Genomic DNA, 26012 nt, shown 5'->3' on the forward strand with positions numbered 1-26012 from the left:
TTACTTGCTCCATCTTATAACACTTGATGCCCAAGTCAAACCTGCACCAAAAGCGACAGTTAGTATGACATCGCCTTTTTTTATCAGTCCTTTTCTATAGGCTTCATCTAAAGCTATAGCAACAGAGGCTGCAGAAGTATTCCCGTATTTATCAAGGTTTATATAAATTTTATCATTGCTAAGTTTTAACCTCTTCCTCGCCGCTTCAATTATTCTTGTGTTTGCTTGGTGAGGTATAAGCATATCTATGTCTTCTGGTTTTAAACCACATCTGTTTAAAGCCTCAATAGTAGCACTATCCATTACTTTTACTGCAAACTTAAATACTTCTTGCCCTTCCATAAAAATAGTATGTAAATTCTTTTTTACAGTCTCTTCGCTGGCCGGCATTCTAGAACCACCTGCTGGCATGTACAAGTGTTTCCCGCCAGTTCCATCAGCTCCTAAATAAGAACTCAATATTCCATATCCGCTTTCAACTCTTCCCACAACTACTGCCCCTGCTCCATCTCCAAAGAGAACACAAGTGTTTCTATCCTTCCAGTTTATTATTTTAGACAAAGTTTCTGCTCCAATAACCAATATTTTGTTATGCATACCAGTCTCTACAAATTGCTGAGCGATAGAAAGTCCATATATAAAGCCTGAACATCCGACGGAGATATCAAAAGCGGCTGCGTTGGCTGCACCCAAATTAGCTTGAACTATGCAAGCAGTAGATGGGAAATTCATATCAGGTGTAACAGTTGCGACAATGATCATGTCAATTTCTGATGGGTCTACCTTTGCATCTTCTAATGCTTTCCTTGCAGCTTCAGTTCCTAAATCAGAAGCTGCTTGTGAAGGATCTGCAATGCGTCTTTCTTTAATTCCTGTCCTTGTAGTAATCCATTCATCAGAAGTATCCACCATTTTTTCTAAGTCAAAATTAGTAAGAACTTTTTCGGGAACATAACTTCCTGTACCTAAAATTCCTGCAGCAATCTTTTCACACACTTAACTCATCCCCCATTGATTCAATTTCTTCTTTTATATGATTTAAGACATCATTATCTACAAAATTTTTAGCTTGTTTTATCGCATTAAAAATAGCTTTTGCTTTTGAGTTGCCATGGGCTTTTATGACTGGCTTTTTAATTCCTAAAAGAGGGGCTCCTCCGTATTCAGTGTAATCCATTTTTTTAGTTATTCTTTTTAGTCCACCCATTATCAAAAGAGCACCCAGTTTAGTAAAAATATTTCGGGTCAACTCTTCCTTTAAAAGTTGAGAAATCACAGAAGCAATTCCTTCCATAGACTTTAGTATCGCATTTCCCACAAATCCATCGCAGACTACAACTTCACAGACGCCGTAAGGGATATCTCTTCCTTCCACATTCCCAATAAAATTTAGTTTTGATTTTTTAAGTTCTTCAAAAGCCTTTTTTACTACTTCATTACCTTTTTCCTCTTCTACTCCTATATTAAAAAGCCCTACTCTTGGTCTTTCTATCCCAAACATTTTTTGTGCATAAACATGTCCCATGGCAGCAAATTGTACTAAATTTTGAGCATCACAATTAGTATTAGAACCTGCATCTAATAACACGGTAGCCCCATTTAAAGTAGGAAGTATTGGAGCCAAAGCTGGTCTGTCAATTCCCTTAATGCGCCCTAAAGTAAGCAATGCTCCTGCCATGAGAGCTCCTGTATTGCCAGCTGACAAAAAAGCATCCACTTCTTCCTTTTTAAGAAGTTCTAAACCTACTATCATTGAAGAATCTTTTTTCTTTCTAACAGCCGTAACAGGTACTTCATCATTTTCAATAACTTCTGAAGCATAAACAAGCTTAAGCCTTTTCTCCTTTCCTTGGAGGCCACGTAAAACTTCTTCTTTTCCAATAAGGACAATTTCTATATCATGAAAATGCTTTAGTGCCTCTAAGCTGCCTTTAATTATCTCCTCTGGAGCATGGTCACCACCCATAGCATCAATTGCTAACCTCAACAGTGTCACTCCTTTTTTTTAGAAAATCCTCATCAATGGCTACTAAAATGAACTTACCTCTGAATACTTCCTTATCTTTAACTTTTATCTTAACCCAGACAAAATATTTGTTTCCTCTTTGACGTATCACTTCGGCTTTCGCCACAAGTCTATCTCCTACTTTAACGGGAAACTTGTACTTTATGTTTGCAACTCCAATTAAAGCAGCAGAGGCATCAATAACAGACATAGCTAAAGACTCAGCTTGAGAATAAATGTATTGCCCTTTCACAATTTTTGTCTTGACAAAAACCATATCCTCTGTAGGCTCAAAAATCGAAATACCCCTTTTACCTAATTCTAAGTCTATTAATTCTCCAACTACTTCAGTGCCTGTAATAGTTCTCACTTTTTGATAATTTTCTTCTGCAACACTTTTTATACGCTCTCTAACTTCAGGGATTCCCAATTCCATCCTGTCAAGTCTTATAGTTTGTACACTTACTCCAAACATTTCTGCTAACTCGTCATCAGTGTAAAAGGGGTTAGTATTTATTTTTTCTTTTAAAAGTCTTTGCCTTTCTACTTTACTCATTCGCACAGCCATATTACCAGCTCCAGATATTAGTTGTTTTTATGACCTACCCAAAATTATAAATTATTTTTTTTGTAAAATCAACTAAAAAAAGTAGTAATAGGTCTTTTCCTATTACTACTTTTTTTGACTCTTACTCTTCTACTTTTATTACCTCTCTATCTTTGTAATAGCCGCAGTTAGGACATACTCTATGAGGTAGTTTAGGCTCATGACATCTTGGACATAAAACGTAAGCCGGAGCAGCTATTTTATAACTATTATTCCTTCTGGTATCCCTTCTAGCCTTTGATGTCCTTCTCTTTGGAACTGGCATCTTAACACCTCCTACATCTATTGCAGTAGTTTAGAAAGGACGGTAAGCCGCGGATCAATATCTTCCCGCTTGCAGCTACAGGTTTGATGGTTTAAATTAGTACCGCAAACAGGACACAAGCCTTTGCAATCTTCTTTGCACAAAAATTTCATTGGCAATGACAATATCACAAAATGAACTACAAAAGTAGTTAAATCAAAATTTTCATAAAAGCTATCATCTACTTCTTCGTCTACTGACTCCTCTACATATTCCCGTAATTTAAGGTCTAAATTATAAATAAACTCATCCAAACATCTGTCGCAGACAGCATTTATACTACCTGTAATATCAAGTTCTGCCAAAAGCCCTTCTTTTTGTGCGGTAATGGTACCTTTTACATGTAGAGGAGTTACAATTTTGTATTCTTCCCCTTTAAATTCAATGCTCTCTATGTCCTCTACATAGTCTATATTTATGCTGCGGCCAAGCTGTCCTTTGATTTTTAATAGATCGACTTTCATTTTTCTTCACACACCTTAAAATAATTGACATCACCTATTATACTAACCCCACAACCCGTTGTCAAGATTATCTACTTTAAACCCCTTACCAATTTTTCAGTATCTTTAGCAATCATATATTCTTCATTTGTAGGAATAACCATAACTTTAACTTTTGAATCTTCTGTAGATATAATTTCCTCTTTTCCTCTTACCTTATTCTTCTCTTTGTCCAGTTTAAAACCTAAAAACTCTAGATCCTCTAAAATAAACTCTCTCATTTCTGGTCCATTTTCTCCAACTCCAGCAGTAAACACAATTACATCAACACCACCCATAGCAGCTGTATAAGAACCTATTGTCTTTTTCACCCTATAAGCGAAAACTTTTAATGCCAACATAGCCCTTTTATGCCCTTCTTTAAAAGCTGCATTTTCTATATCTCTAAAGTCATTACTTATTCCTGAAATTCCGTATACACCTGATTTCTTATTAAGTATATCTATAACCTGTTCTGCAGTCAATCCTTCTTTTTCCATTAAGAAAGTTATAATTGAAGGATCAACATTTCCGGACCTTGTACCCATAGCCAGCCCTTCTAATGGAGTAAATCCCATACTTGTATCTATCGACTTACCGCCTTTAACCGCAGCAATACTAGACCCATTCCCTAAATGGCAAGTAATAATTTTTAACTCTTCAATAGGCCTCTTTAATATTTCAGCAGCTCTTAAAGATACATATTTATGAGAAGTCCCATGGAATCCATATCTTCTTATTCTGTATTTCTCGTAGTATTCATAAGGAATGGGATAAATATACGCATAATCTGGCATTGTTTGATGGAAAGCCGTATCAAAAACTGCTACCATTGGCACCCCTGGCATTATCTGCCGACAAGCTTTTATTCCCTCAATATTAGCAGGATTGTGCAAAGGTGCAAGGTCAATACATGCTTCTAATTTTTTGATTACCTCATCGTCAATCAATACGGAATCAGTAAAAAACTCTCCACCATGAACGACTCTATGTCCTACTGCATCTATTTCTTTCATATCCTTTAATATTCCGATTTCTTTATCAACCAAAGCATCTAAAACAATTTGTATAGCTTCTTTATGATTTTTCATATCTTTTTGTATCTTTATTTTATCTTTGCCCTCTACTTGATGAGTTAAAAGAGAATCATGGATACCTATTCTTTCCGCCAATCCTTTCGCTAGCACTTTTCCATTATCCATATCCAATAATTGATACTTTAATGACGAACTTCCACAGTTCATAACCAAAATCTTCATACTCGCTGCCTCCTCAAAGTTATTTTTGCACCCCTTGAGCTTGTACACAAGTTATTGCTATAACATTAACAATATCTTCTACACTACAACCTCTTGACAAGTCATTGATAGGTTTTGCAAGACCTTGAGAAATTGGTCCGATAGCATTAGCTTTAGCAAGTCTTTGAACTAGCTTATATCCAATGTTTCCCGCTTGCAAATCTGGGAAAATAAGCACATTTGCATTCCCCGCTACAGGACTTCCTGGAGCCTTTAACTCTCCTACTTCTTTGACAATCGCAGCATCTAATTGAAGCTCACCATCAATTAGCAAATCAGGCGCCAATTCTTTTGCGATTTTAGTCGCATTTTTCACCTTATCTACTAATTCATGGTTTGCACTTCCTTTAGTAGAAAATGACAGCATAGCAATTCTAGGCTCAATTCCAGCAAGGACTTTTGCAGTATGGGCAGAAGCAATGGCAATTGCTGCTAATTCCTCTTCATTAGGATTAGGATTTATTGCACAATCAGCAAAAATAAATACTCCATCGCTTCCATAAGTACAATTAGGTACTTCCATTATAAAGGCGCTGGATACTACTTTGACACCTGCAGCAGTTTTTACAATTTGAAAAGCCGGTCTGAAAACATCAGCAGTAGCGTGAATCGCCCCAGATACCATACCATCAACATCGTCTAATTTGACCATCATGCACCCATAGTACATAGGGTCTTTCATAATTTGATATGCCTGTTCTTCTGTAACTCCTTTGTTTTTTCTCAAATTATAATATTCTTCAGCATATTTTTGTAAAAGAGGCGACTTTTCAGGGTCTATAATTTCTGCTTTCGAGATATCCAATCCCTTTGCTTTTTCTTTTATTTCTTCTTCCTTCCCTAATAAAACTACATCAGCAATACCTTCTTTAATAACCTTTTCAGCAGCTTTTAAAGTTCGAGCTTCACTTCCCTCAGGAAGCACAATCCTTTTTTTATTAGCTTTAGCCTTTTGTATGATACTATCCATTACTGCCATTTAAAATCTCCCTTCCTTTTTTAATTTTATCACTATAATATTGTATACACGATGTCCCTTTTACATTTTATCATATTTTATGTAAAATAATAAGTATATCTTAAAAAATTTTTTGAAAGGGTAAGAAGTTGTATGGGAATTTTAGGAATTATTGTCGAATATAATCCTTTTCACAATGGCCACCTTTACCATCTGCAAACTTCAAAAGAATTAACCAAATGCGATTATACTATAGCAGTAATGAGTGGAAACTTCGTGCAAAGAGGAGAACCAGCAATTGTAGACAAATGGAAACGAACTCAAATGGCATTAAAAGCCGGTATAGATTTGGTAATCGAGTTACCAGTAGTTTATGCTACCTCTACAGCTGAAAATTTCGCTTATGGAGCAGTGAAATTATTAGACTCTTTAAAAATAGTAGATTGTATTTCCTTTGGGAGTGAAAAAGGCGATTTAAACGAACTCACAAAAATTGCTGAAATACTTTTAGAAGAGCCAATTTATTATAGAAAAGCATTAAAAGAATATTTAAAAAGCGGCATAACCTTTGCAAAAGCACGGGAATTAGCATTACAAAAAGTTATAAATAATAATGAAATAGAAAAGATTTTACAAACATCCAATAACATATTGGCAATAGAATACCTTAAATCTTTAAAGAAAATAGGTAGTTCTATTACACCTTTTACTATAAAGAGAAAAGGCTCTTTGTACACCTCTTTAGAGCTAAAAGGAGAATTTGCCAGTGCCTCTTCTATAAGAAAGCATATTTTTGAAAAGGGACTAGAAGGCTTAGAAAAATATATCCCGGACTTTACAAAAGAAATTTTGCAAAGTTCTTTTGAAAAAAAACAAGGTCCCGTATCTTTAGAGGAATTTTCTAATATTTTAATTTATCTGTTGAGAAATCACATTCCTCTCAATCACATATTTGATGTCTCTGAAGGCTTAGAAAATAAAATTTACAAAGCTTCTTATAAAACTAATAATGTTGAGGAACTTATGAAACTTGTAAAATCAAAGCGATACACCGAAAGCAGAATAAGACATATACTCATTCATCTATTACTTAATATAGATAAACAAATTTTTAAAGAATTTGATGGCCCTAATTATATAAGGGTTTTGGGTTTTAATGAAAAGGGCAAAGAAATGCTAAGAGAAATAAAGAAAAAATCTCCCCTCCCTATAATCACAAAAGTATCTCAGTATAAAGAAAAACTATCTAACACTAAAATGTTCGAAAAAGATTTATTTGCTACTGATATCTATACTTTAGCTTATAAAAACTCCTCTATCGCCGGCTTAGATTTTATACATCCTTTAATAAAACTTTAAACTCCCCACCATTCATTTTTAAAGGACTTTTTAAATAATAATAGTAATGACATCAAAACAAGGTGGGGATAAATCTTGAAAAACACCTTTTTAAATATTTTTATTTCTTTTTTAATTTTAATGGTACTATCTTTAATACTTTTCCCTAAAGAAGCATTAGAAGCCGCCAAAGGCGGTATAAACCTTTGGCTTTTTACTATTACTCCTTCTCTACTTCCTTTTTTCATAGGTTCAGAGCTTCTTTTACAATTAGGAGTAGTACATTTTTTAGGCACTTTTTTAGAACCTATAATGAGGCCCTTATTTAACGTGCCGGGAAGTGGCTCTTTTGCGATGGCAATCGGATACACTTCCGGCTATCCCGTGGGGGCTCAAGTAATATCAAGACTTTGGGAAGAAAATTTATGCACAACAGAAGAAGCAGAAAGACTCATGTCCTTTTGCAACAATTCAGGCCCCCTTTTCATGTTGGGAGCCGTCGCAATTGGCATGTTCGGTAGTCCAAAATCCGGATACATAATCATGGCTTCTAATTACTTAGCAGCTATAACCACTGGACTTCTCTTTCGTCTCTACAAGAAAAATTCTTATAAAAAACCTCCTTCAATAAAAAACCTTTTAAATGCCGCCATCAAAAAAATGTATTATACAAGAGAGCAGAACAAAAAAAGTTTAAGCACTATACTGTCAGAAGCTGTCTTTAAATCAACAAATACTATTATCATAATAGGAGGGTATGTTATACTTTTTTCGGTTGTAATAGAACTTTTAAAACTGTATAAAATTTTGGATTTTCTTTCTTACTTTATATCTCCTATATTCTTATTATTAGGTTTTGACAAAAGTCTAATACCTGCTTTTTTAAGTGGCCTCTTAGAAATAACAGTAGGTTCAAACTTAATAAGCCAAGTTTCTGCACCTTTAGAACAAAAAGTAGTACTAGTAAGCGCTATAATAGCATGGGGCGGAATATCGATACATGGACAAGTGTTAGGAGTAATAGCAAAAACAAAAATAAAATATTTTCCTTATTTCATTGCAAAAACAATCCAATTTTTTCTTGCGGCTTTATACTCCCATTGGTTACTCTCTGTAATAAAAATTCAAGAAGAAAATGCAATTTCTCACGTTTTCAACCCATATACTTACAAAAATTCCTGGGACCTATTTCAATTTTCTTCAATAATTTTTATAATTGTCACTTTAACTATCCTATTTTTTGCAATAGCCATAAAACAATATCTACAACAACATTAATTACTTGTTGCCTTTTAATTCTTCTCTATTTCTTTTAATAGTTTCTAATATTTCAGACACTTGTGACTCAATTTTAGCAAGTAATTCATCAGCATATTCTCTACTTCCTAACCTTATTTCCTTTGCATTAGCTTGGGCAGTAGAAATTATTTCTGCTGCCGTCTTTTCCGCCTTTTTAACTATCTCACTTTCACTCACCATTTCCTTAATCTTTTGTTCAGCTTCTTTTATTATCATTTCTGCTTCCTGTTGTGCCTCTAAAAGAATTCTTTGCCTTTCTTGTTTGATCCATTCCGCCCTTTTAAATTCATCTGGCAATTTTATTCGGATTTGTCTTATTAAGTCCAAAACTTCTTCTTTGTTTATCAAAACTTTGTTAGAAAGAGGAATAGAAGAACTGTTTTCTATAATGTCTTCTAATTCTTCTAAAAGATTAAGAACTTCTAAACCATCAAAATTTGACAAAAATAAACCCCCCTTTAATTATCTTGAAAATTTTTCCATTAATTTTTGAGCCACAATATCCGGCACAAACTCAGAAAGACAACCGCCAAACTGAGCAATTTCTTTTACCACACTGGAACTTAGATATCCATACTTTGCATTAGTCATTAAAAAAATCGTCTCAAGAGAAGGATTTAATTTTTTGTTGATTAGTGCCATTTGAAACTCATATTCAAAGTCAGATACCATTCTTAAGCCTTTTATTATAGCATTAGCTTTGACTTTTTTAGCATAATCTACTAATAAACCATCAAAATAATCAATCTCTACATTAGAAATATCATAAGTTACCGCTTTTAAAAGCTCTACCCTTTCTTCCACCGAAAATAAGGGCTTTTTCGAGGGATTTAAAAGCACAGCTACAATCAGCTTATCAAACAGATTTGCTCCTCTTTCTATAATATCAATGTGTCCATAGGTAACTGGATCAAAACTCCCTGGATAAATTGCAGTTTTCATATTTCCTCCTTATAAAATGATAATATTGTCTCCCCATATTTATTTTCTCTTATCTTTACTAAATTTCCATACATTTCTCTTACTTTATCATTTTTATGGTGTTCTGCTATTACAATGCCATCTTCCTTTAAAACTTTAGCCTCTCCAAGCTTTATAAGAGTTTTGTCAACAAGGTTTTGATAATAAGGGGGATCTAAAAATATTATATCAAACTTTGTATTATTTTTGTCTAACATTTCGATAACTTTTAAAACATCTCGATGAAGTATTTTAGCAAAAGGTACTAAATTTAATTCAGTTACATTCTCCCTTATGCATTTTATGCTTTTTAAACTTTTATCTACAAAATAGCAAAACTGTGCCCCTCTGCTTAATGCCTCGATGCCTATATTTCCTGTACCCGCAAATAAATCCAAAAAAATACTTCCTTCTATTTTGTTCATCAATATATTAAACAGGGATTCTTTAACTCTATCGGCAGTTGGACGCACTTCATTGCCTTCTAAAGATTTTACCTTTCTTCCCTTTAACTTACCTGCTATCACTCTCAAAGACATTACCCCCACTTCAACAATTATTTTAGCATATTTTTTAAAAATATCGCAAAAAATATGTATAAAATTTTTTCAAAATGGCAAATAATATTTATGGGAACAGAAATTTCCCCAAAATTCTTCCTTCAATTTCTCCTCTCCCAGTCCAGGTAGGCAACTACCTGGATTAAAATTTTAAAAGGGCAATCACAAGGACTGCCCTTTTTTATTATAAATTATTTTATTTCCAAGTTCCTTTGCTGGCCATCTGACTTTCTGCCATTTGTATCATTTTCCTTACCATATGGCCACCTACAGCACCACAATCTCTTGATGTGAGATTGCCCCAGTAACCATCAGCTGGAGGAGTTATTCCTAATTCATTAGCTATCTCATACTTCCATTGGCTCATAACTTGCTTGGCTTCTTTTACAACAAGAGGATTTTTGGTTTCTGATCCTACAGCCATTTTAATCACCTCCTAAATCATATTCCATTATTAATTTAACCCGCTATTTAGCTTATATACCTGTAAACTATTGCTATATATACCTTTTGATATTAAAAAGGATATCCCAAAGGGATATCCTTTTTTTATATTAATAATATGATTTATTTCCAAGTTCCTTTGCTGGCCATCTGACTTTCTGCCATTTGTATCATTTTTCTTACCATATGGCCACCTACAGCACCGCAATCGCGAGATGTGAGGTTGCCCCAGTAGCCATCAGCTGGAGGAGTTATTCCTAATTCTCTTGCTATTTCATATTTCCATTGGCTCATAACCTGTTTTGCCTCTTTTACCACAAGAGGATTCTTAGTTTCTGATCCTGCTGCCATTTCAATCACCTCCATTTGTATTTGTATTATTAATTTAACCAAAATACTGTTTTATAAACTATAAATTTGTTTTCAAAAATGTATAAAAGTGATTGAAATGGCAAATAATAAAAATTTATTTTTCCTCAAAAAACACTCCTACTGCTGCAGGCCCTGCATGGGTACCTATTCCGCAGCCAGCTCTTGACCTTAAAAACTTAGTTATTCCTAACTCACTTCTTAAAGCGGCTTCTATTTCATTTAAAAATTCTTCTTTATCTGTATGAATTAATCCCACTTCTCTATCTGTAAAATCTACTCCTGTATTTTTCATATAATCAATCATCCAGCGAATAACCTTTTTTTGACCTCTAACCTTATCTACTATTTTTAATTCCCCGTCATCATTCATTAAAATAGGCTTTATATTTAAAATATTTCCTATAAAAGCCTGTGATTTAGGTAGACGTCCTCCTCTGTACAGATAGTCTAAAGAATCAAAAGCCATTATATACCTAATTTTAGGAATTAAATCATACACCTTTTCAACAATTTCCTCCTTAGAAGCCCCTGCAACTGCCATTTTAGCAGCTTGAAGAACTAACATACCATTTCCTAATGTAAAATGTCTTGAATCAATAACTTCAATCCGTTTTGGGTCTACCATATCCTTGGCAATCACAGCAGATTGATAAGTGCCGCTAAATTTAGAAGTCAAAATGATGGCAATGATGTAGTCATAGCTCTTTAATAAATCCTTAAAAACCTCCATGAACTCTACTGGTGAAACTTGAGTAGTTGTAGGCATTTTCCCTTCTCTTAAAAGCCTATAAAATTCTTCTTTTGTTATATCTACACCATCTTTATAACTTACACCATCAATATTGATAGTCAGAGGAACTATAAATATCCTATAAGTTTTCACTAAATCCTCAGGTATGTCAGACAAGCTATCTGTAACAATTGCTATCTTTTCCATACTACTATTCTCCTTCTCTAATTTAATATTATTCCTTCTAATTTTTGATAAAATTGATTAAGTAAAATACTTCTTAGCTTTGGATAGTTTTCAAGTTTAGGGTCTTTTTCCAGTAACTCTTCTACATCTTTTTGCACTCTCTCTAAAACATCTATGTCTTCAAAAATGTTAGCAATTTTAAATTCAGGAAGTCCATGCTGTCTTAATCCTAGAAATTCACCTGGCCCTCTTATTTCTAAATCTTTTTCTGCAATTTTAAATCCATCAGAAGTTTGAGCTAAAACTCCCAGTCTTTTTTTAGCTATGTCAGAATTAGAATAACTAATCAAAATACAGTAAGACTGAAATTCTGACCTGCCAACTCTACCTCTCAATTGGTGAAGCTGTGCAAGTCCAAATCTTTCTGCATTTTCTACAATCATCACTGTTGCATTAGGTACATTTACTCCCACCTCTATTACTGTAGTCGAAACTAAAATATCAATTTTTCCATTTACAAACTCTTCCATAACCTTCTCTTTATCGCTGTCCGCCATTTTACCGTGTAAAAGTCCTACTTTAGCTTCCTTAAAAGCATCTTTATAAATTTCTCTATATACTATTTCGGCAGACATCGCATTTATTTTATCCGATTCTTCAATTAGTGGACAAACTACATAAACTTGCCTTCCTTTTTTTACTTCCTTCATTGCAAACTCGTAGGCTTTTTCTCTCACAGAAGAAGAAATAACGTATGTTTTAACTTTTTTTCTTCCAGGAGGTAATTGGTCAATTATTGATATATCTAAATCTCCATAAAGAATGAGAGCAAATGTCCGAGGAATTGGTGTAGCTGTCATAACCAAAACATCGGGATTTTCACCTTTTTGTGTCAAAAGCGCCCTTTGTCTCACACCAAATCGGTGTTGCTCATCAGTTATACAAAGTCCTAAATTGTTAAAAATAACATTATCCTCTATTAGTGCATGGGTCCCTACTACAATATCATAATCTCCATTTTTGATTTTTTCTAATACTTCTTTTTTATTAGAAGGTGAAATGCTACCAGACAAAAGCCCAATTTTTATATCAGTATTTCTAAAAAGCTCTTTTAACGTATAATAATGCTGTTTTGCCAATATCTCCGTTGGAGCCATCATTGCCACTTGATAGCCATTCTTGACAGCAATGTACATGCTGCAAGCTGCAACAACTGTTTTACCAGAGCCCACATCTCCCTGCACTAAGCGATTCATCACTTTGTGAGAATTCATATCTGCAATTATTTCTTTTAAAACTTTTATCTGTGCCAAAGTCAATTTAAAAGGCAATCCCATAAGAAAAGGCTTTAAATCTGCCTGTTCAAATTTTATTCCTTTTTTTTCTTTGACAGACCTTTTCATTAAAAATAAGGCCATTTGCAGCAAAAAAAGTTCTTGATATTTAAATCTGTATTTTGCTTGTTCTAAATATGCCTCATTTTGGGGGAAATTTATATTAATTAGTGCGTTCTTTATATCCATTAATCCTTTTTCAGATAAAAATTCTTCATCAAAAAACTCTTCCACTTCCTGTACATAATCATGAAGCGCATTAAACATTATCTTCCTGATAGCATTTTGCGTCAACCCTTCTGTAAGCCCATAAATAGGAACTATCCTTCCAGTGTTTAATTTAAAATCTTCACTTTTTTCTAAAACAGGATTTTCTACTATTAACTGCCCATATTTAAATTGCAATTTGCCGTTTATTATATATTCTTCACCAATTTTAAAATTATTCTTTATATAAGGCTGATTATACCAGACTAATTCTACTACACCTGTCCCATCTTTTACAGGCACTTTAGTTATGATGACTTTTGAAGTCTTTATTTCTCTCGGGCTACCTGCGATGTAACCTCTAAAAGTTTGTTTTTCCCCAACTTTTAGGTCCTCAATCTTTAAAATATCGCTTCTATTCTCATAATCTTTGGGAAAATAGAATAATAAGTCCTCTACTGTGTTTATTCCCAATTTTTTAAGAAGTTTTGCCCTTTTAGGTCCAACTCCTTTTACGTACTGAATATCCAGATTCAAAGGCATTTCGTTTCACCTTTACTCTATTGATATAACATAATAGTAAAGCGGCTGACCTCCAAAATAAATTTCCACATCTGCATCTACGGAAAGAGAATTTTTCAATTCCTCCGCTTTTTCTTTTTTAACTTGCTCTCCATAATATATGCTAACTAATGAAGAATCCTCATCTAAAGCTTTATAAATCAATTCTTGCGCTACTTTATTATAATCTTTTCCTACTGATTCCAGACTGTCATTTATAAAACCTAACACATCTCCTTTTTTGATTTCAAAACCGTTTATTTGCGTGTCTCTTATTGAATAAGTAACTTCAATTGTCTTTATATTACTTAATATTTCTTTTATTCTAGCTACATTTTCCTCTAAACTTTTTTCAGTATCAATATTTACGATGGCAGTTATAGCTTCATTAAAATTATTTGTTGGGATTATTTCTACTTTCTTATTTGATAAGGCTTTTGCTTGTTCACAAGCCATTATTATATTTTTATTATTAGGGAAAACTAAAATATTTTCCGCATTTATCTTTTTTATACCCTCTAAAATGTCATTTGTACTAGGATTCATCGTTTGCCCACCATTTATAATAACATCACAGCCCAGCTCTGAAAAAAGATTTTTAACTCCCTGACCATTAGCTACAACTAAAACTCCATATTTTTTCTCAGGCTTTCTCTCTTCACTTACCAAACTTTCATGTTGTATTTTCATATTGTCAATTTTTACTTTTATAAGTTCACCTATTTTAAGCCCTTCTTCTAATACTAATCCAGGATTGTTAGTGTGCACATGAACTTTTAAAATGTCCTCCTCCGAAACTAACACCAAACTATCTCCAAATCTTCCAAATTTCTCTTTTAAAATAGCCTCTGCATAACTCTTTTTTGTTTTGACTAATATTTCTGTACAATATAAAAATCTTAAATCCTCCACAACTTGCTTATTTGTTACTATCCCTTCTAAAACTTCTATAGGTTCAATTTTATTTCCTTTAAACCCTTCAAACATCCCTTTTAGTACATAAACAAATCCCATTCCACCAGAATCAACTACTCCAGCCTCTTTTAAAACTGGTAAGAGATTGGGAGTGTTTTGTAAAGACTTTTCTGCAGCTTCAATAATTTTTGTGAAAAATTCTTCAAAATTTTCAATTTGTTTACATATTTTTTCAGCCTCTTCTGCAGTTTCCCTACATACTGTGAGAATAGTGCCTTCTACAGGTCTCATAACTGCTTTATAAGCTACCTCTACACCAGCTTTCAAGCCTTCTGCAAAATCGCAAGGAGTTATCTTTTTTGTATCTCTAAGTCGTTTAGAAAAACCTCTAAAAATCTGGGACAAAATAACTCCCGAATTACCTTTTGCTCCCATTAAAGTGCCTTTAGAAATAGCATCTAAAACTTCTCTTATCGTATCTTGTGATTTCTCTAACTCTTTTGCAGCGTACTGCATTGTATATGCCATATTAGAGCCAGTATCACCGTCTGGAACAGGGAAAACATTAAGTCTATCAACTTCTACTTTATTGTTAAAAAGATAATTAGAGCTTGCTATCATCATGTTCTTTAAAGTTTTTCCATCTAAGTACTTCAACACAACTTCCTCCTCAATTATCAACTTTAATTCCCTGAACATTTATTATTACATTTTCTACTTTTACTCCTACAAATTTCTCGACAGCGTATTTCACTTTTTCAATAGCATTCGCTGAAACAGTTTTTATATTTACACCGTATAGGACAACTATATAAACTTCCAGTGTTACACCATCTTCTGTGGCTAAAACTTTGACTCCTCTGCCAGAATTCTCTGTTTTAAATATTTCTATTAATCCATTTGCTCCTCTCCTCCCCAAGCCTACTATCCCATAACACTCCGCTACTGCTCTACTGGTTATAGCAGCAATTGCATCATTTGAGATATTTATTACTCCATATTTGTTTTTTATTTGAATCATTAATATCCCTCCAAATCAATCTTAATTTATATTTTACCTGAATATTTAAATAACATCAACTAGCCTGCGATGCTATATTACTCACCTATTAAAATTTTACACCTGCTTTATTGTAAAGGTATTTACATTTACAAAGGATGATGATAAAATAATATCGTTATGTTAATTTTTCTATTGTGCAAGTAATTATTTTTTGATAAAATATTATTGTCTTTTAAAGGAGGTGCAACTATGCTTAAGTGCGATATTTGTGGAAAAGGGCCTTTAGCAGGCTATCAATATAGCCACTCCCACAGAAAATCTATAAGAAAGTGGAAACCTAACATAAAAAAAGTAAGAGCTATAGTAGATGGTACTCCTGTTAGACTCCATGTATGTACAAAATGCTTAAAAGCAGGAAAAGTACAAAGGGCATTATAAAGAAAGACGTGCATTTTTGCACGCTTTTTTATTTTTTCACTTAAAATATATGTTTACATAGTAACCGGCTATTACAAGAAAAATTCCTAAAAAGATCATCCACAACCAGTAAGGAATATACATAACAAATATCAATACACCCAAAGCCATCAATATATATCCCAGCGAATAATTCAATTGCCTATTTAATCGCTTCAGCTTATAAAAAAATTTATCCATAAAAACACCCCTTCCCTCTTTAGTTACTATATACTATTCATTGGAAGGGGATTTTGAAACTATTCTCTTGGCTTTATCACTAATAAAAGCCCTTCTTCTATCTCTATTGTAGCTTTATTATCTGTAAAAACATTGCTTATACCGTAAGGCATCTCTAAATCCATACTTTGACCTGAAAGACCATAAAACAAACCTTTAGTGTATATTCCATTTACTTCCTTTGAATAAGGCAGTAAAGATAAAAGTTCTCCTTTTTTACCTTCAACCTCTATAAATTTATTAATCAAATATATTTCATTCATTTCATTTACAATTTTACCCTTAATATTGCGTTTTAGGAGATACAACAAAAGTGAAAGATTTGCATAAGAATGGTCAAGCCTTTCACCAATTACTCCTATAAAAGTGATTTCTCTTGCACCTAATTCTATCGCTTTTAACATTGCCAGTTGTGTATCTGTCTCATCCTTCATGGGTGGATATTTTTCTATCCTTACCCCCTCTTTTTCATAAAATTCTAAAACTTCTTCTTTTATTGAATCTAAATCTCCCACTATTAAATGAGGTTTTAGTTTCATTCGGTAGGCATGATTTGCTCCACCATCTGCACATATAACCATATCTGCATCTTTTATCAGCTTTTTATAAAAATTATAATCTTTTATATCCCCATTAGAAATAATTAAGACCTTCATTTTTCTACTGCCTTTCTAAATTCTTTTATAGTTTGTGCAGGATTTGAAGACTCAAAAATTGCAGAACCAGCTACAATTATATCAGCTCCTGCCTCAACCACTTCCTTTACATTATAAAGGTTAATTCCACCGTCTACCTCAATTTCAAAGTTTAAGCCTAAATCTTCTCTCATTTTCTTTAATTCTTCAATCTTTTTAAGCATTGAATCTATAAACTTTTGTCCTCCAAATCCAGGATTTACTGTCATAATCAAAATCATGTCAACATCCTGTAATATATATTTTAAAGTTTCTAAAGGTGTGGCTGGATTTAAAGAAACCCCAGCTTTTTTGCCGTAGCCTTTTATTTTTTGTATTGTCCTATGCAAGTGTATACAAGCCTCTTGGTGGACAGTTATAATATCCGCTCCTGAATTTGCAAACTCCTCTATGTACAAATCCGGATTTTCAATCATCAAATGGACATCAAAAGGAAGAGAAAAAAATTTTCTAAGGGACTTTACAACTACTGGTCCAATAGTAATATTTGGAACAAAATGGCCATCCATCACATCAATATGTAAAAGGTCAGCATCTTTTTCTATCTTTTTTATATCCTCTAATAAATTCGCAAAATTTGCAGATAATATTGAAGGAGCTATTTTCAATTTTTAGTACCTCCTCTTCTCTTTTTCCTTTAATTCTTTAAGCAGAGAAAGATAACTCAAATACCTGTTTTTATCTATTAGCCCTTCTTTCACAGCCTTTATAATATTACAATCTGGCTCATTTACATGAAGACAAGAAGAAAATTTGCATCCCCTTTGAAGCTCTAAAAATTCTCTAAAATAGTATCGAAGGTCTTGATTATCAATATCTAATGTCAAAGCAGTAAAACCAGGAGTATCTAAAACATACCCTCCAAAATCAAGAGATAAAAGTTCTACACTTCTTGTTGTGTGTCTACCTCTTAAAAGCTTTTCACTGACTTCCCCTGTCTTCAGTTTTATATTTGACTGAATAGAATTAATCAAAGAGGACTTTCCTACTCCAGAAGGACCTGCAAAAAACGAAACCTTGTCTTTTAAATAAGATTTCAGTTCCTTAATTCCATCTTTTGTTACTACGGAAGTAGTCACTGCTTTATATCCTATTTTCTGATAAATAGTCACCAAATCAAAAGCCTCTCTATCCTCTTTTAAATCCACCTTATTGATACAAATTATAGGCTCAATATCATTGCTCTCTGCCAAGACAATCATTTTATCTAACAAAACTCGATTAATCTCCGGCTTGGCAATAGCAAAAACTATTATCGCTTGATCTACATTAGCAATAGGGGGCCTTATAAGTTCATTTTTTCGAGGTAAAATGTTTAAAATATACCCCTCACTATCGTTTATCATTTGAATTTCCACAATGTCACCTACTAAGGGAGTAACATTATCTTTTCTAAATTTTCCACGAGCACGGCATTCTACAATGCCGTGCTCTGTGGCTACATAATAAAATCCAGCTATTCCTCGTACAATTCTTCCTTCTATCCTTGTCAATTAAAATCTCGCCTCCACTGTACTATACACTTCTCCATCTATATCCACCTCAATTGTAGCTTTACCTTTATATGCCGTTACAGGAACAGTAAGGGGGCTTTCTTGATAAGTGTGTTCATCAGAATATACTAAATTCTTTTGCTCATTTTGTATTACATATACATCCACTTTCATAGTACCCGGTTTGTTGGGCAATTCAATAATAACATTTTTAGTTCGTTGTTGTAAAGAATCTTGAGGCATCTTGCTGACAATTAAATCTATCGGACTTCCCTTTTGAACCTCACTGTTTGGAGGAACACTTTGCTCTAAAACTACATTTTCTGGCACATCAGTTGTCTCTTTATAAATGACTTTACCTAATTTTAAACCAGCATTTTCTAAGGCAGTTGTTGCTTCCTCCAATGTCATATTAACTACGTTGGGCATTATTGCCGGCTGTTGACCTTTGCTAACATACAGATCAATCACTGTGTTATATTCTACCTGTACTCCTTGTCTTGGATTTTGGTCAAAAACATATCCTCTAGGAAACTGGTCATTGTATTGTTCTATAATATTTGCTTTGAGGCCCATATTCTCAAGAATATTTTTAGCCTCTAAATAATCTTTGTTTATAACATTAGGCACCACAACAACTTGCGTACCTTTACTAATCACTACATAAACTGTAGTTCCAGTTTTTACTACACTCCCTTGTGGAGGGTCTTGAGATAAAATAGTATTTTCAGGTTTATCGCTATACCGCTCTTCACTTATCTCCATCTTTAAATTATGGTCTGATAGAATTTTACTTGCTTGGTTTAAGGACAAACCAACAACATTTGGAACCACAACATCGCTCACTTTAAAAAAGTTATTGAGGACGTATATGGTACCATAAGACAAAGAAGCCAGTAGCAAGAGAATTAATAAAACAGTTGCTATTCTCTTTATGACGTTTCGCCTTTTCTTTTCTTTCTCCTTTCTTTGTGCCGCTCTCTTTAACTCTTCTACATCTTTAGAAGGAATCACCCGTGTTTTTGTGTTTTCCTCTTCTTTGAAGTTTAGTTCTTTAGGGTTTCGCAAAAAAACATCTAGGTCCTTAAGAAAATCTGCTGCAGTTTGATACCTTAGATTTACATCTTTTTGAGTAGCTTTTAAAACTATTTGATCTAATTCTTTTGGTACTTTGTCATTTAGCTTTGAAGGAGGAATTATATCTTCTTGAATGTGTTTTAAAGCGACAGAAATAGGACTGTCTCCCTCAAAAGGCACTTTTCCTGTTAACATTTCATAAAGGACAATTCCTAAAGAGTAAATATCCGTCCTTTCATCTACTATTCCACCCCTTGCCTGTTCAGGCGAAAAATAATAAGCAGTTCCTACCACATCTCCGGTGTAAGTTATAGTAGAACCATTAGCAGCTCGTGCAATTCCAAAATCAGTAACTTTCACCACATCGTCGTCAGTAACAAGAATATTTTGAGGTTTTATATCTCTGTGAATTATTCGATTTTTATGGGCGTGATCCAGGGCTTTACAAACTTGTCGTGCTATTTCTATTGCTCTACCTACTTCTAACGGTCCTCCATTTTCACTTATAAGCTTTTTTAAAGTACGTCCCTTTACATATTCCATCACAATGTAGTAAATATCTCCTTCTTGCCCAACATCGTATATACTCACTATATTAGGATGAGAAAGACTTGCCGCTGCCTGAGACTCTCTTCTAAATTTTTTCACAAAATCCTCATCTGCTGCAAATTCAGGCCTCAAAATTTTGATTGCCACTATTCTGTTAAGGAGATGACACTTTGCTTTGTAAACCTTAGCCATTCCCCCTGCGCCAATTTTCTCTAATATTTCATATCGGTTACCTAATATACGTCCAATCATGATGTCACCTCCTTAACAGCGATAAGAGTTATATTATCGTATCCGCCGTTAGCCTTTGCAATATTTACTAAATTAATACAGGAGGTATTTATATCTTCATTTTTAGTAAATTCATCTAAAATTTGTTGGTCTGTCACCAAATTAGTAAGCCCATCTGTACACAAAAGTAAAATATCCTCTGGCATAACAGCGTCATGGAATATATCGACTTTTACTTCCTCATCAACTCCCAAAGCCCTTGTTATTATATTTTTTTGAGGATGAATCCGGGCTTCTTCATGAGTTATTTTACCCATTTTTACAAGTTCTTCTACAAAAGAATGGTCTTCTGTAATTTGCTTTATGCTGTTATCTCTTATCAAATAAGCCCTACTATCTCCAATATGTCCTATAAAAAAATGATTTTTTTCAAAAAATAACAAAGTAAGAGTAGTACCCATCCCTGTCAATTCACATTCTGAACAGGCTTGAGAATAAACAATTTTATTAGCATATTTAATTGATTTCTCTATAAAACCTTCTATAGAGGAAATTCCTCTATCCTGTAGCTTAAAATAATTCTTTTTAAAATAATCAACAATGGCTTCAACTGCAGACTTACTTGCAATTTCACCCCCATTATGGCCTCCCATTCCATCAGCCACAATAAACAGTGGCAAATCTTTTTCTTCCGAAGCATAATAATAATCTTCATTTTTTTCTCTTACATTGCCAATATCAGTTAGGGCAGCTGCAATCATAAAAACCCTACCTTTCCTTTAAATACTTTCTCCTCAGCTGTCCACAGGCAGCTTCAATATCGCTACCCAATTCCCTTCTCACCGTACAAGATATCCCTGCATCTTCAATAATTCTTTTGAACATCATCACCTTTTCATTGTTTGCCTTTTTAAAACCTATTTCTCTTACGTAATTAATAGGTATTAAATTAATATGACACAACATACCTTTTAATAAATCAACCAATTGATACGCATGTTCTTTTTTATCATTTACTCCTTCAATCAACGAATACTCAAAGGTTATCCTGCGCCTTGTTTTATCTACATAATATTTACAAGCCTTCATCAATTCCTCTAATGGATAAGCTTTATTTATTGGCATTAGTTGAGTTCTCAATTCATCATTAGGAGCATGTAATGAAATAGATAAATTCACCTGTAGTTTTTCATCTGCAAATTGATAAATTTTAGGAACTATTCCACAAGTAGATATAGTTATATGTCTGCTGCCTATTCCTAAACCGTGGGGGTTATTCACTATTTTTATAAATTTCATCACTTCATCATAATTGTCAAAAGGTTCCCCACTTCCCATCAAAACAATATTAGAAATCTTGCCATAGTCGCTGTCTATAGCCATAACTTGGTCTACCATCTCTGAGGCTTTTAAATCTCTAACTTTACCTCCAATAGCAGAAGCGCAAAAGCTACATCTCATATTGCATCCTACTTGAGTAGAAACACAAGCAGTATTTCCAAATCTGTATTTTATGGCAACTCCTTCGATGATATTACCGTCTTCTAGTAAAAAAAGGTACTTTACTGTGTCATCTATCTCAGAAACCCTTCTCTCTTCAATTTTTAATTGGGAAACATAAGCAATTTCTTTTAATTTTGAGCGCAAATTCTTAGAGATATCTGTCATCTGATCAAAATCTGTCACTTTTTTGCCATAAATCCACTTGTAAATCTGCTTAGCTCTATATCTACTCTCTCCAATATTTACAAAGAATTCTTCCATTTCTTCTAATGTCATGTCTTTTAAATTGTACAACTCAAATTACCTCCGTGTTCATTTAAGATTAAGATTTGTCCCTGTCAAGAATCAGTAGGTAACTTATTTAGCTGACATTTAGCACAGACTAACTCCCCTATTTTATCCTTCTTAACTTGCTTATAAAAAAGCCATCAATTTCATGTTCTAAAGGTGTAGTTTGTACATATCCTAAAGAAGCAGTTTCAATGTTTAATCCACTTGGCATCTCAGCTTTTATATCAACCAATTTAAAATCAGGGTGTTCTTTTAAAAATTTCATTATTACATTTTGATTTTCTTCCTTTCCTATGGTGCAGGTACTATACACTAAAAATCCACCTTTTTTTACATATTTTGAACTGGAATCTAATATTTTATATTGAGTTTCAATTAATTCTGAAATTTCTTTTCTCGTATAATTCTTTAACTTAATATCGGGTTTTTTCCTGATTATACCGATACCTGTACAAGGAACATCTGCTAAGACTTTATCAGCCTTTTCCAGATATTTTTTATTGACAAAAGTAGAATCAAAGGCCTCAGTTTTTACATTTGTAATTCCTAATCTTTTACAATTTTCTTTTATCAATTCCAATCTATGAGGGTGCAAATCAAAAGCTACAACTTTGCCGTTATTTTTCATCAATTGTGCTATATGAGTTGTTTTACCACCAGGAGCAGCACACACATCTATTACTGTTTCTCCTTCTTTGGGATTTAAAATTTTAGAAACCAACATAGAAGCTTCATCCTGAATGTAAATAAAACCTTCTTTGTACAATTGATGACTTTCAGGGTTTTTAATATCTATATACAATGCTTCTTCTAGATAATAGCCTTTTTTATAAGCTATACCGTCAGAATCTAATAGCCTTTTCAAATCTTCAATATCAATTTTTAGAGTATTAACCCTGTAGCAAATTTCAGGCCTTTCATTTAAACTTTTTAAAAGCGCCTCTGCCTTCTCTTCATCGTAATTATTTAGTAATCTTTCCACAATCCAATCAGGATAAGAATATGTTACCTTCAAATATTGCTTTAAATCCCTCTCTTTATCAGGGAAAATTACTCTTTCTTTCTCTCTATCGTAGTTTCTTAAAACTGCATTTATAAAATTTGCTCTCTTTATCCCTAATACTTTTTTAGCTATATTAACTGTCTCATTTATAGCAGCATAAGAAGGAACTTTGTCCATGTACAAAAGCTGGTATAATCCCATTTCAAGAAAAATCATGGTTTTTAAATCCGGAGCCTTATTTACAAAAAAAGAAAGTATAAAATCTAATGTGTACTTTCTTTCAATAACACCAAATACCAACTCTTTAGTAAAACCTCTATCTATTTCTTTTAATTCTTGTCCTTTTAAATGCTTATTAAAGGAAATATTCGCATAAGCTTCTTTTGACAACACTTCTTGAAGTATTTTATAAGCTATTTCTCTTGGTTTCATTTATCGTATTTTTCTCCTTTACTCTCTGCTATTTCTTATAATAATCAATCTCAAAAGTTGCATAATAGAAACTAATGCTGCAGCTACATAAGTCAAAGCAGCAGCTTGTAAAACCCGCCGAGCGGGTTCAATATCTTCTCTTGTAAAAAGCGCATTTGATTGAAGAAGCGCTATTGCTCTATTGCTTGCATCAAATTCTACAGGCAAAGTAATAACCTGAAAAAGCACTGCTGCACTAAAAAGAAGTATACCTATGTTTATCAACTGTAATCCTGGAGCACCCATGAAAAATCCTAAAATTACTAAAGGCCAAGCTAAATTAGCCCCTAAATTAGCTACAGGAACAAGACTGTTTCTTACAGTCAAAGGCACATAACCTTTCGCATGTTGTATCGCATGCCCTGCTTCATGGGCAGCTACTCCTATTGCAGCTATAGATTCACTCCCATAAACAGATTCAGAAAGTCTTAAAACTCTTGCTCTTGGATCATAATGGTCAGTCAAATTGCCCGGTACCCTTTCAATTCTAACATCATAAAGCCCCATACTGTCCAATATCTTTCTCGCTACTTCCTCTGCGGTATATCCATATCTATTTCTGACACGAGCATACTTGCTAAAAGTGCCCTGCACCTTAGCTTGTGCATACATAGCAAATATTAAAGCAGGTATTAAAAGTATTACCGTAGTATCCCAAAACATATTATTCACCCTCCATTTAATATTTTTTTTATGGTCTCTTCAATCTTTGATACCTCTACACGAGTATTAAAACATGGCCCATTAGGTCTCTCATTTATTATACCATACACAGGGATTTGCTTCACATCCTGCATGCCGCTTGTCAAATCTCTTTCACAAGCAATCGCTATTATAACCTTTGGCTTTGTGTCCTTTACTACTTTTCTTGCTAGAGTACCTCCTGTAGCAACTGCCACATTTACGCCATATTTCTCCTTGAAATTTACCAAATCATTGATTTGGCACTTTCCACATCGTCTACAATTATCTATATCATAAGTCACTTTAAATTTACAGCCGCTGTATTGTATGCAATGAGGTGCCAATATCAATATGTCTTGTGGAGCATATCTCTTTATATTTTTATTAAACAAAAAATTCTTTATTTCAATATAAGACTGCTCTACCTTTTCAATTTTTAAATCCAAAACTCTTGCTACAAATACCACGAAGGGATAAAAAAGATCTAAGAAATTTGCTATGAAAGAGCTTAAAAATTTGTTAGATTTTTTACTGACCACCACATAAAATGTTGCTCCAATAACAGCTACAATTAAAGCCATCAAAAAGAGAACAAAAATCATTAACGTAATAAGTAGATATTTGTAAAGTTCAATTCTACCTCTATTTATTACGTATAAAATTCCCAAAACAACTAAAGTAAAAACCAAAAAGGTAACTGCCAATATCCCCAAAAAAATTCTTTTTTTCCCCTTCAAAAGTAATTCTCCTTTTTAAATTATCTAAAGATTGTCCCTTCAGGTATATTGTGACCTATTAAATATTCCCTAATACCCATTTTTTTAGAACCTTCTTGTTGAATTTCTACTATCTTTAGGGCGTCTTTATCGCATTTCACAATTAAGTCGCCTTTTGACTTTAAAACTGTTCCATTTTCTTCATTCCCATTGTATTCAACTATCTCGCCTTTCCAAATTTTTAACATTTTATCTCCATAAAACGTGTAACAACCAGGCCAAGGTTTCATTCCCCTTATCAAATTTCGGATTTCTTCTGCCGTTTTGTTCCAATCTATATGTCCCATTTCTTTAGTAAGTATTGGTGAATAAGAAGCCTCCTCTTCCCGCTGTTTCACGGGAGTCAAACTGCCTTTTTCTAACCCTTTTAACGTTTCTATCAAAACTTCTGCTCCTAATCGAGAAAGCTTATCATGAAGTGTTTCCGCATCATCTTCCTCTAAAATAGGAATAGATTTTTTGATAAGCATATCTCCTGTATCCAATCCCTTGTCCATAAGCATTGTAGTAATACCCGTTTCTTTTTCACCATTGATTATAGCCCAATTAATTGGAGCGGCTCCTCTATATTTTGGCAAAAGAGAAGCGTGGACATTGATACAACCATATTTAGGAAGAGTCAAAATCTCTTCAGGTAAAATCTTTCCATAGGCTACAACAACTATGGCGTCAGGATTTATCTCTTCTAATCTGTTTAAAAACTCTGGGTTGTTTTTTATTTTCTCCGGCTGTAAAATTTCTACTCCTTTTTGCAATGCCACTTCTTTGACAGGAGAAAAGCTAAATTTCATTCCTCTTCCTTTCTGTTTATCTGGCTGCGTAACCACTGCAGCTACATCATATCCTTCTTCAAAAAGCTTTTGCAAAGAGGGGACGGCAAATTCAGGCGTCCCCATAAAGACAATTTTCAACAAGTCATACCTCCTCGTATAATTAATTTTAAAGACAATAAATTTGTCTCACTTCTTAAAAATTTAATA

General features: G+C 33.5%; 30 protein-coding genes. 3 read left to right on the forward strand and 27 right to left on the reverse strand.

From position 1 onward, the window contains the following. The 7 genes from TETH514_RS08690 to pta form a co-directional block, all read right to left on the reverse strand. Positions 1-996 carry a beta-ketoacyl-ACP synthase III gene (locus tag TETH514_RS08690; protein ID WP_009052432.1) on the reverse strand — a complete coding sequence of 332 codons (996 nt, stop codon included), beginning with the start codon at positions 994-996 and terminating at the stop codon, positions 1-3. Then, positions 989-1987 carry a phosphate acyltransferase PlsX gene (gene plsX / locus TETH514_RS08695; protein ID WP_009052433.1) on the reverse strand — a complete coding sequence of 333 codons (999 nt, stop codon included), beginning with the start codon at positions 1985-1987 and terminating at the stop codon, positions 989-991. The genes TETH514_RS08690 and plsX overlap by 8 nt, the downstream gene beginning before the upstream one ends. Then, a complete protein-coding gene (fapR, locus tag TETH514_RS08700) occupies positions 1971-2573 on the reverse strand; it encodes a transcription factor FapR (RefSeq protein ID WP_003869201.1) in 603 nt (200 codons plus the stop codon). The genes plsX and fapR overlap by 17 nt, the downstream gene beginning before the upstream one ends. A gap of 121 nt (positions 2574-2694) precedes the next feature. Next, entirely contained in the window at positions 2695-2877 is a 183-nt protein-coding gene (gene rpmF, locus TETH514_RS08705) for a 50S ribosomal protein L32 (RefSeq protein WP_003868236.1), read from the reverse strand. A gap of 17 nt (positions 2878-2894) precedes the next feature. Beyond that, positions 2895-3380 carry a DUF177 domain-containing protein gene (locus TETH514_RS08710; RefSeq protein WP_003868235.1) on the reverse strand — a complete coding sequence of 162 codons (486 nt, stop codon included), beginning with the start codon at positions 3378-3380 and terminating at the stop codon, positions 2895-2897. Positions 3381-3451: 71 nt separating this feature from the next. Next, positions 3452-4657 carry an acetate kinase gene (locus TETH514_RS08715; protein WP_003868234.1) on the reverse strand — a complete coding sequence of 402 codons (1206 nt, stop codon included), beginning with the start codon at positions 4655-4657 and terminating at the stop codon, positions 3452-3454. Between the two features lie 19 nt (positions 4658-4676). Continuing rightward, on the reverse strand, positions 4677-5675 hold the full coding sequence (gene pta / locus TETH514_RS08720) for a phosphate acetyltransferase (protein ID WP_003868233.1): 999 nt from the start codon (positions 5673-5675) through the stop codon (positions 4677-4679). 132 nt (positions 5676-5807) lie between these two features. On the opposite strand from pta, the gene TETH514_RS08725 reads away from it, so the two are divergent. Continuing rightward, entirely contained in the window at positions 5808-7013 is a 1206-nt protein-coding gene (locus TETH514_RS08725; RefSeq protein ID WP_003868232.1) for a nucleotidyltransferase, read from the forward strand. 75 nt (positions 7014-7088) lie between these two features. Continuing rightward, complete coding sequence (ylbJ, locus tag TETH514_RS08730) at positions 7089-8270, forward strand: sporulation integral membrane protein YlbJ (RefSeq protein ID WP_009052434.1); 1182 nt, start codon at positions 7089-7091, stop codon at positions 8268-8270. Here ylbJ and TETH514_RS08735 read toward each other — a convergent pair whose 3' ends face one another. The 9 genes from TETH514_RS08735 to TETH514_RS08775 form a co-directional block, all read right to left on the reverse strand. After that, on the reverse strand, positions 8271-8735 hold the full coding sequence (locus tag TETH514_RS08735) for an ATPase (protein WP_003868230.1): 465 nt from the start codon (positions 8733-8735) through the stop codon (positions 8271-8273). It abuts the gene before it with no gap. Between the two features lie 18 nt (positions 8736-8753). Further along, complete coding sequence (gene coaD / locus TETH514_RS08740; protein WP_003868229.1) at positions 8754-9233, reverse strand: pantetheine-phosphate adenylyltransferase; 480 nt, start codon at positions 9231-9233, stop codon at positions 8754-8756. Then, positions 9230-9790, reverse strand: a complete 561-nt coding sequence (gene rsmD / locus TETH514_RS08745) for a 16S rRNA (guanine(966)-N(2))-methyltransferase RsmD (protein WP_012268729.1) — start codon at positions 9788-9790, stop codon at positions 9230-9232. Before rsmD ends, coaD begins: the two co-directional genes overlap by 4 nt. Before the next feature lie 217 nt (positions 9791-10007). Next, positions 10008-10235 carry an alpha/beta-type small acid-soluble spore protein gene (locus TETH514_RS08750; protein ID WP_003868227.1) on the reverse strand — a complete coding sequence of 76 codons (228 nt, stop codon included), beginning with the start codon at positions 10233-10235 and terminating at the stop codon, positions 10008-10010. A 143-nt stretch (positions 10236-10378) separates the two neighbouring features. Further along, the gene (locus TETH514_RS08755) at positions 10379-10606 is read right to left on the reverse strand and encodes an alpha/beta-type small acid-soluble spore protein (protein WP_003869210.1); all 228 of its coding nucleotides are present in this window, start codon (positions 10604-10606) and stop codon (positions 10379-10381) included. Positions 10607-10721: 115 nt separating this feature from the next. Continuing rightward, entirely contained in the window at positions 10722-11564 is an 843-nt protein-coding gene (locus TETH514_RS08760) for a DegV family protein (RefSeq protein ID WP_009052435.1), read from the reverse strand. A 17-nt stretch (positions 11565-11581) separates the two neighbouring features. Then, on the reverse strand, positions 11582-13627 hold the full coding sequence (gene recG, locus TETH514_RS08765; protein ID WP_009052436.1) for an ATP-dependent DNA helicase RecG: 2046 nt from the start codon (positions 13625-13627) through the stop codon (positions 11582-11584). Between the two features lie 12 nt (positions 13628-13639). After that, on the reverse strand, positions 13640-15220 hold the full coding sequence (locus TETH514_RS08770; protein WP_009052437.1) for a DAK2 domain-containing protein: 1581 nt from the start codon (positions 15218-15220) through the stop codon (positions 13640-13642). A gap of 10 nt (positions 15221-15230) precedes the next feature. Beyond that, positions 15231-15581 (reverse strand): Asp23/Gls24 family envelope stress response protein, encoded by a 351-nt coding sequence (locus TETH514_RS08775; protein WP_003868221.1) that lies wholly within the window; start codon positions 15579-15581, stop codon positions 15231-15233. A 231-nt stretch (positions 15582-15812) separates the two neighbouring features. Here TETH514_RS08775 and rpmB point away from each other — a divergent pair, with 231 nt between their 5' ends. After that, positions 15813-16001 carry a 50S ribosomal protein L28 gene (rpmB, locus tag TETH514_RS08780; RefSeq protein WP_003868220.1) on the forward strand — a complete coding sequence of 63 codons (189 nt, stop codon included), beginning with the start codon at positions 15813-15815 and terminating at the stop codon, positions 15999-16001. A gap of 36 nt (positions 16002-16037) precedes the next feature. On the opposite strand, the gene TETH514_RS08785 is transcribed toward rpmB, so the two are convergent. The 11 genes from TETH514_RS08785 to fmt all read right to left on the reverse strand — a co-directional run bounded on the left by TETH514_RS08785 (position 16038) and on the right by fmt (position 25943). Beyond that, the gene (locus TETH514_RS08785) at positions 16038-16220 is read right to left on the reverse strand and encodes a hypothetical protein (RefSeq protein ID WP_003868219.1); all 183 of its coding nucleotides are present in this window, start codon (positions 16218-16220) and stop codon (positions 16038-16040) included. Positions 16221-16279: 59 nt separating this feature from the next. After that, positions 16280-16915 carry a thiamine diphosphokinase gene (locus tag TETH514_RS08790; RefSeq protein WP_003868218.1) on the reverse strand — a complete coding sequence of 212 codons (636 nt, stop codon included), beginning with the start codon at positions 16913-16915 and terminating at the stop codon, positions 16280-16282. Then, positions 16912-17562, reverse strand: coding sequence for a ribulose-phosphate 3-epimerase (gene rpe, locus TETH514_RS08795; protein ID WP_003868217.1), 651 nt, complete (start codon positions 17560-17562; stop codon positions 16912-16914). The genes TETH514_RS08790 and rpe overlap by 4 nt, the downstream gene beginning before the upstream one ends. Positions 17563-17565: 3 nt before the next feature. Next, positions 17566-18447 carry a ribosome small subunit-dependent GTPase A gene (gene rsgA, locus TETH514_RS08800; RefSeq protein ID WP_003868216.1) on the reverse strand — a complete coding sequence of 294 codons (882 nt, stop codon included), beginning with the start codon at positions 18445-18447 and terminating at the stop codon, positions 17566-17568. After that, positions 18448-20325, reverse strand: a complete 1878-nt coding sequence (gene pknB / locus TETH514_RS08805; protein WP_003868215.1) for a Stk1 family PASTA domain-containing Ser/Thr kinase — start codon at positions 20323-20325, stop codon at positions 18448-18450. It lies immediately after the preceding gene. Further along, positions 20322-21065: a Stp1/IreP family PP2C-type Ser/Thr phosphatase gene (locus TETH514_RS08810; protein WP_009052438.1), complete on the reverse strand. Its 744-nt coding sequence runs from the start codon at positions 21063-21065 to the stop codon at positions 20322-20324. The genes pknB and TETH514_RS08810 overlap by 4 nt, the downstream gene beginning before the upstream one ends. Before the next feature lie 7 nt (positions 21066-21072). Beyond that, positions 21073-22101 (reverse strand): 23S rRNA (adenine(2503)-C(2))-methyltransferase RlmN, encoded by a 1029-nt coding sequence (rlmN, locus tag TETH514_RS08815; protein WP_003868213.1) that lies wholly within the window; start codon positions 22099-22101, stop codon positions 21073-21075. A 97-nt stretch (positions 22102-22198) separates the two neighbouring features. Further along, complete coding sequence (rsmB, locus tag TETH514_RS08820; RefSeq protein WP_003868212.1) at positions 22199-23533, reverse strand: 16S rRNA (cytosine(967)-C(5))-methyltransferase RsmB; 1335 nt, start codon at positions 23531-23533, stop codon at positions 22199-22201. Positions 23534-23551: 18 nt separating this feature from the next. Continuing rightward, positions 23552-24235, reverse strand: coding sequence for a zinc metallopeptidase (locus tag TETH514_RS08825; protein ID WP_003868211.1), 684 nt, complete (start codon positions 24233-24235; stop codon positions 23552-23554). A gap of 5 nt (positions 24236-24240) precedes the next feature. Continuing rightward, positions 24241-24993 carry a DUF116 domain-containing protein gene (locus tag TETH514_RS08830; protein WP_009052439.1) on the reverse strand — a complete coding sequence of 251 codons (753 nt, stop codon included), beginning with the start codon at positions 24991-24993 and terminating at the stop codon, positions 24241-24243. A 20-nt stretch (positions 24994-25013) separates the two neighbouring features. Next, entirely contained in the window at positions 25014-25943 is a 930-nt protein-coding gene (gene fmt / locus TETH514_RS08835; protein WP_009052440.1) for a methionyl-tRNA formyltransferase, read from the reverse strand. Between the last annotated feature and the right edge of the window lie 69 nt (positions 25944-26012).

The sequence above is a fragment of the Thermoanaerobacter sp. X514 genome (genome assembly GCF_000019065.1).
Lineage (GTDB): Bacteria > Bacillota > Thermoanaerobacteria > Thermoanaerobacterales > Thermoanaerobacteraceae > Thermoanaerobacter > Thermoanaerobacter pseudethanolicus.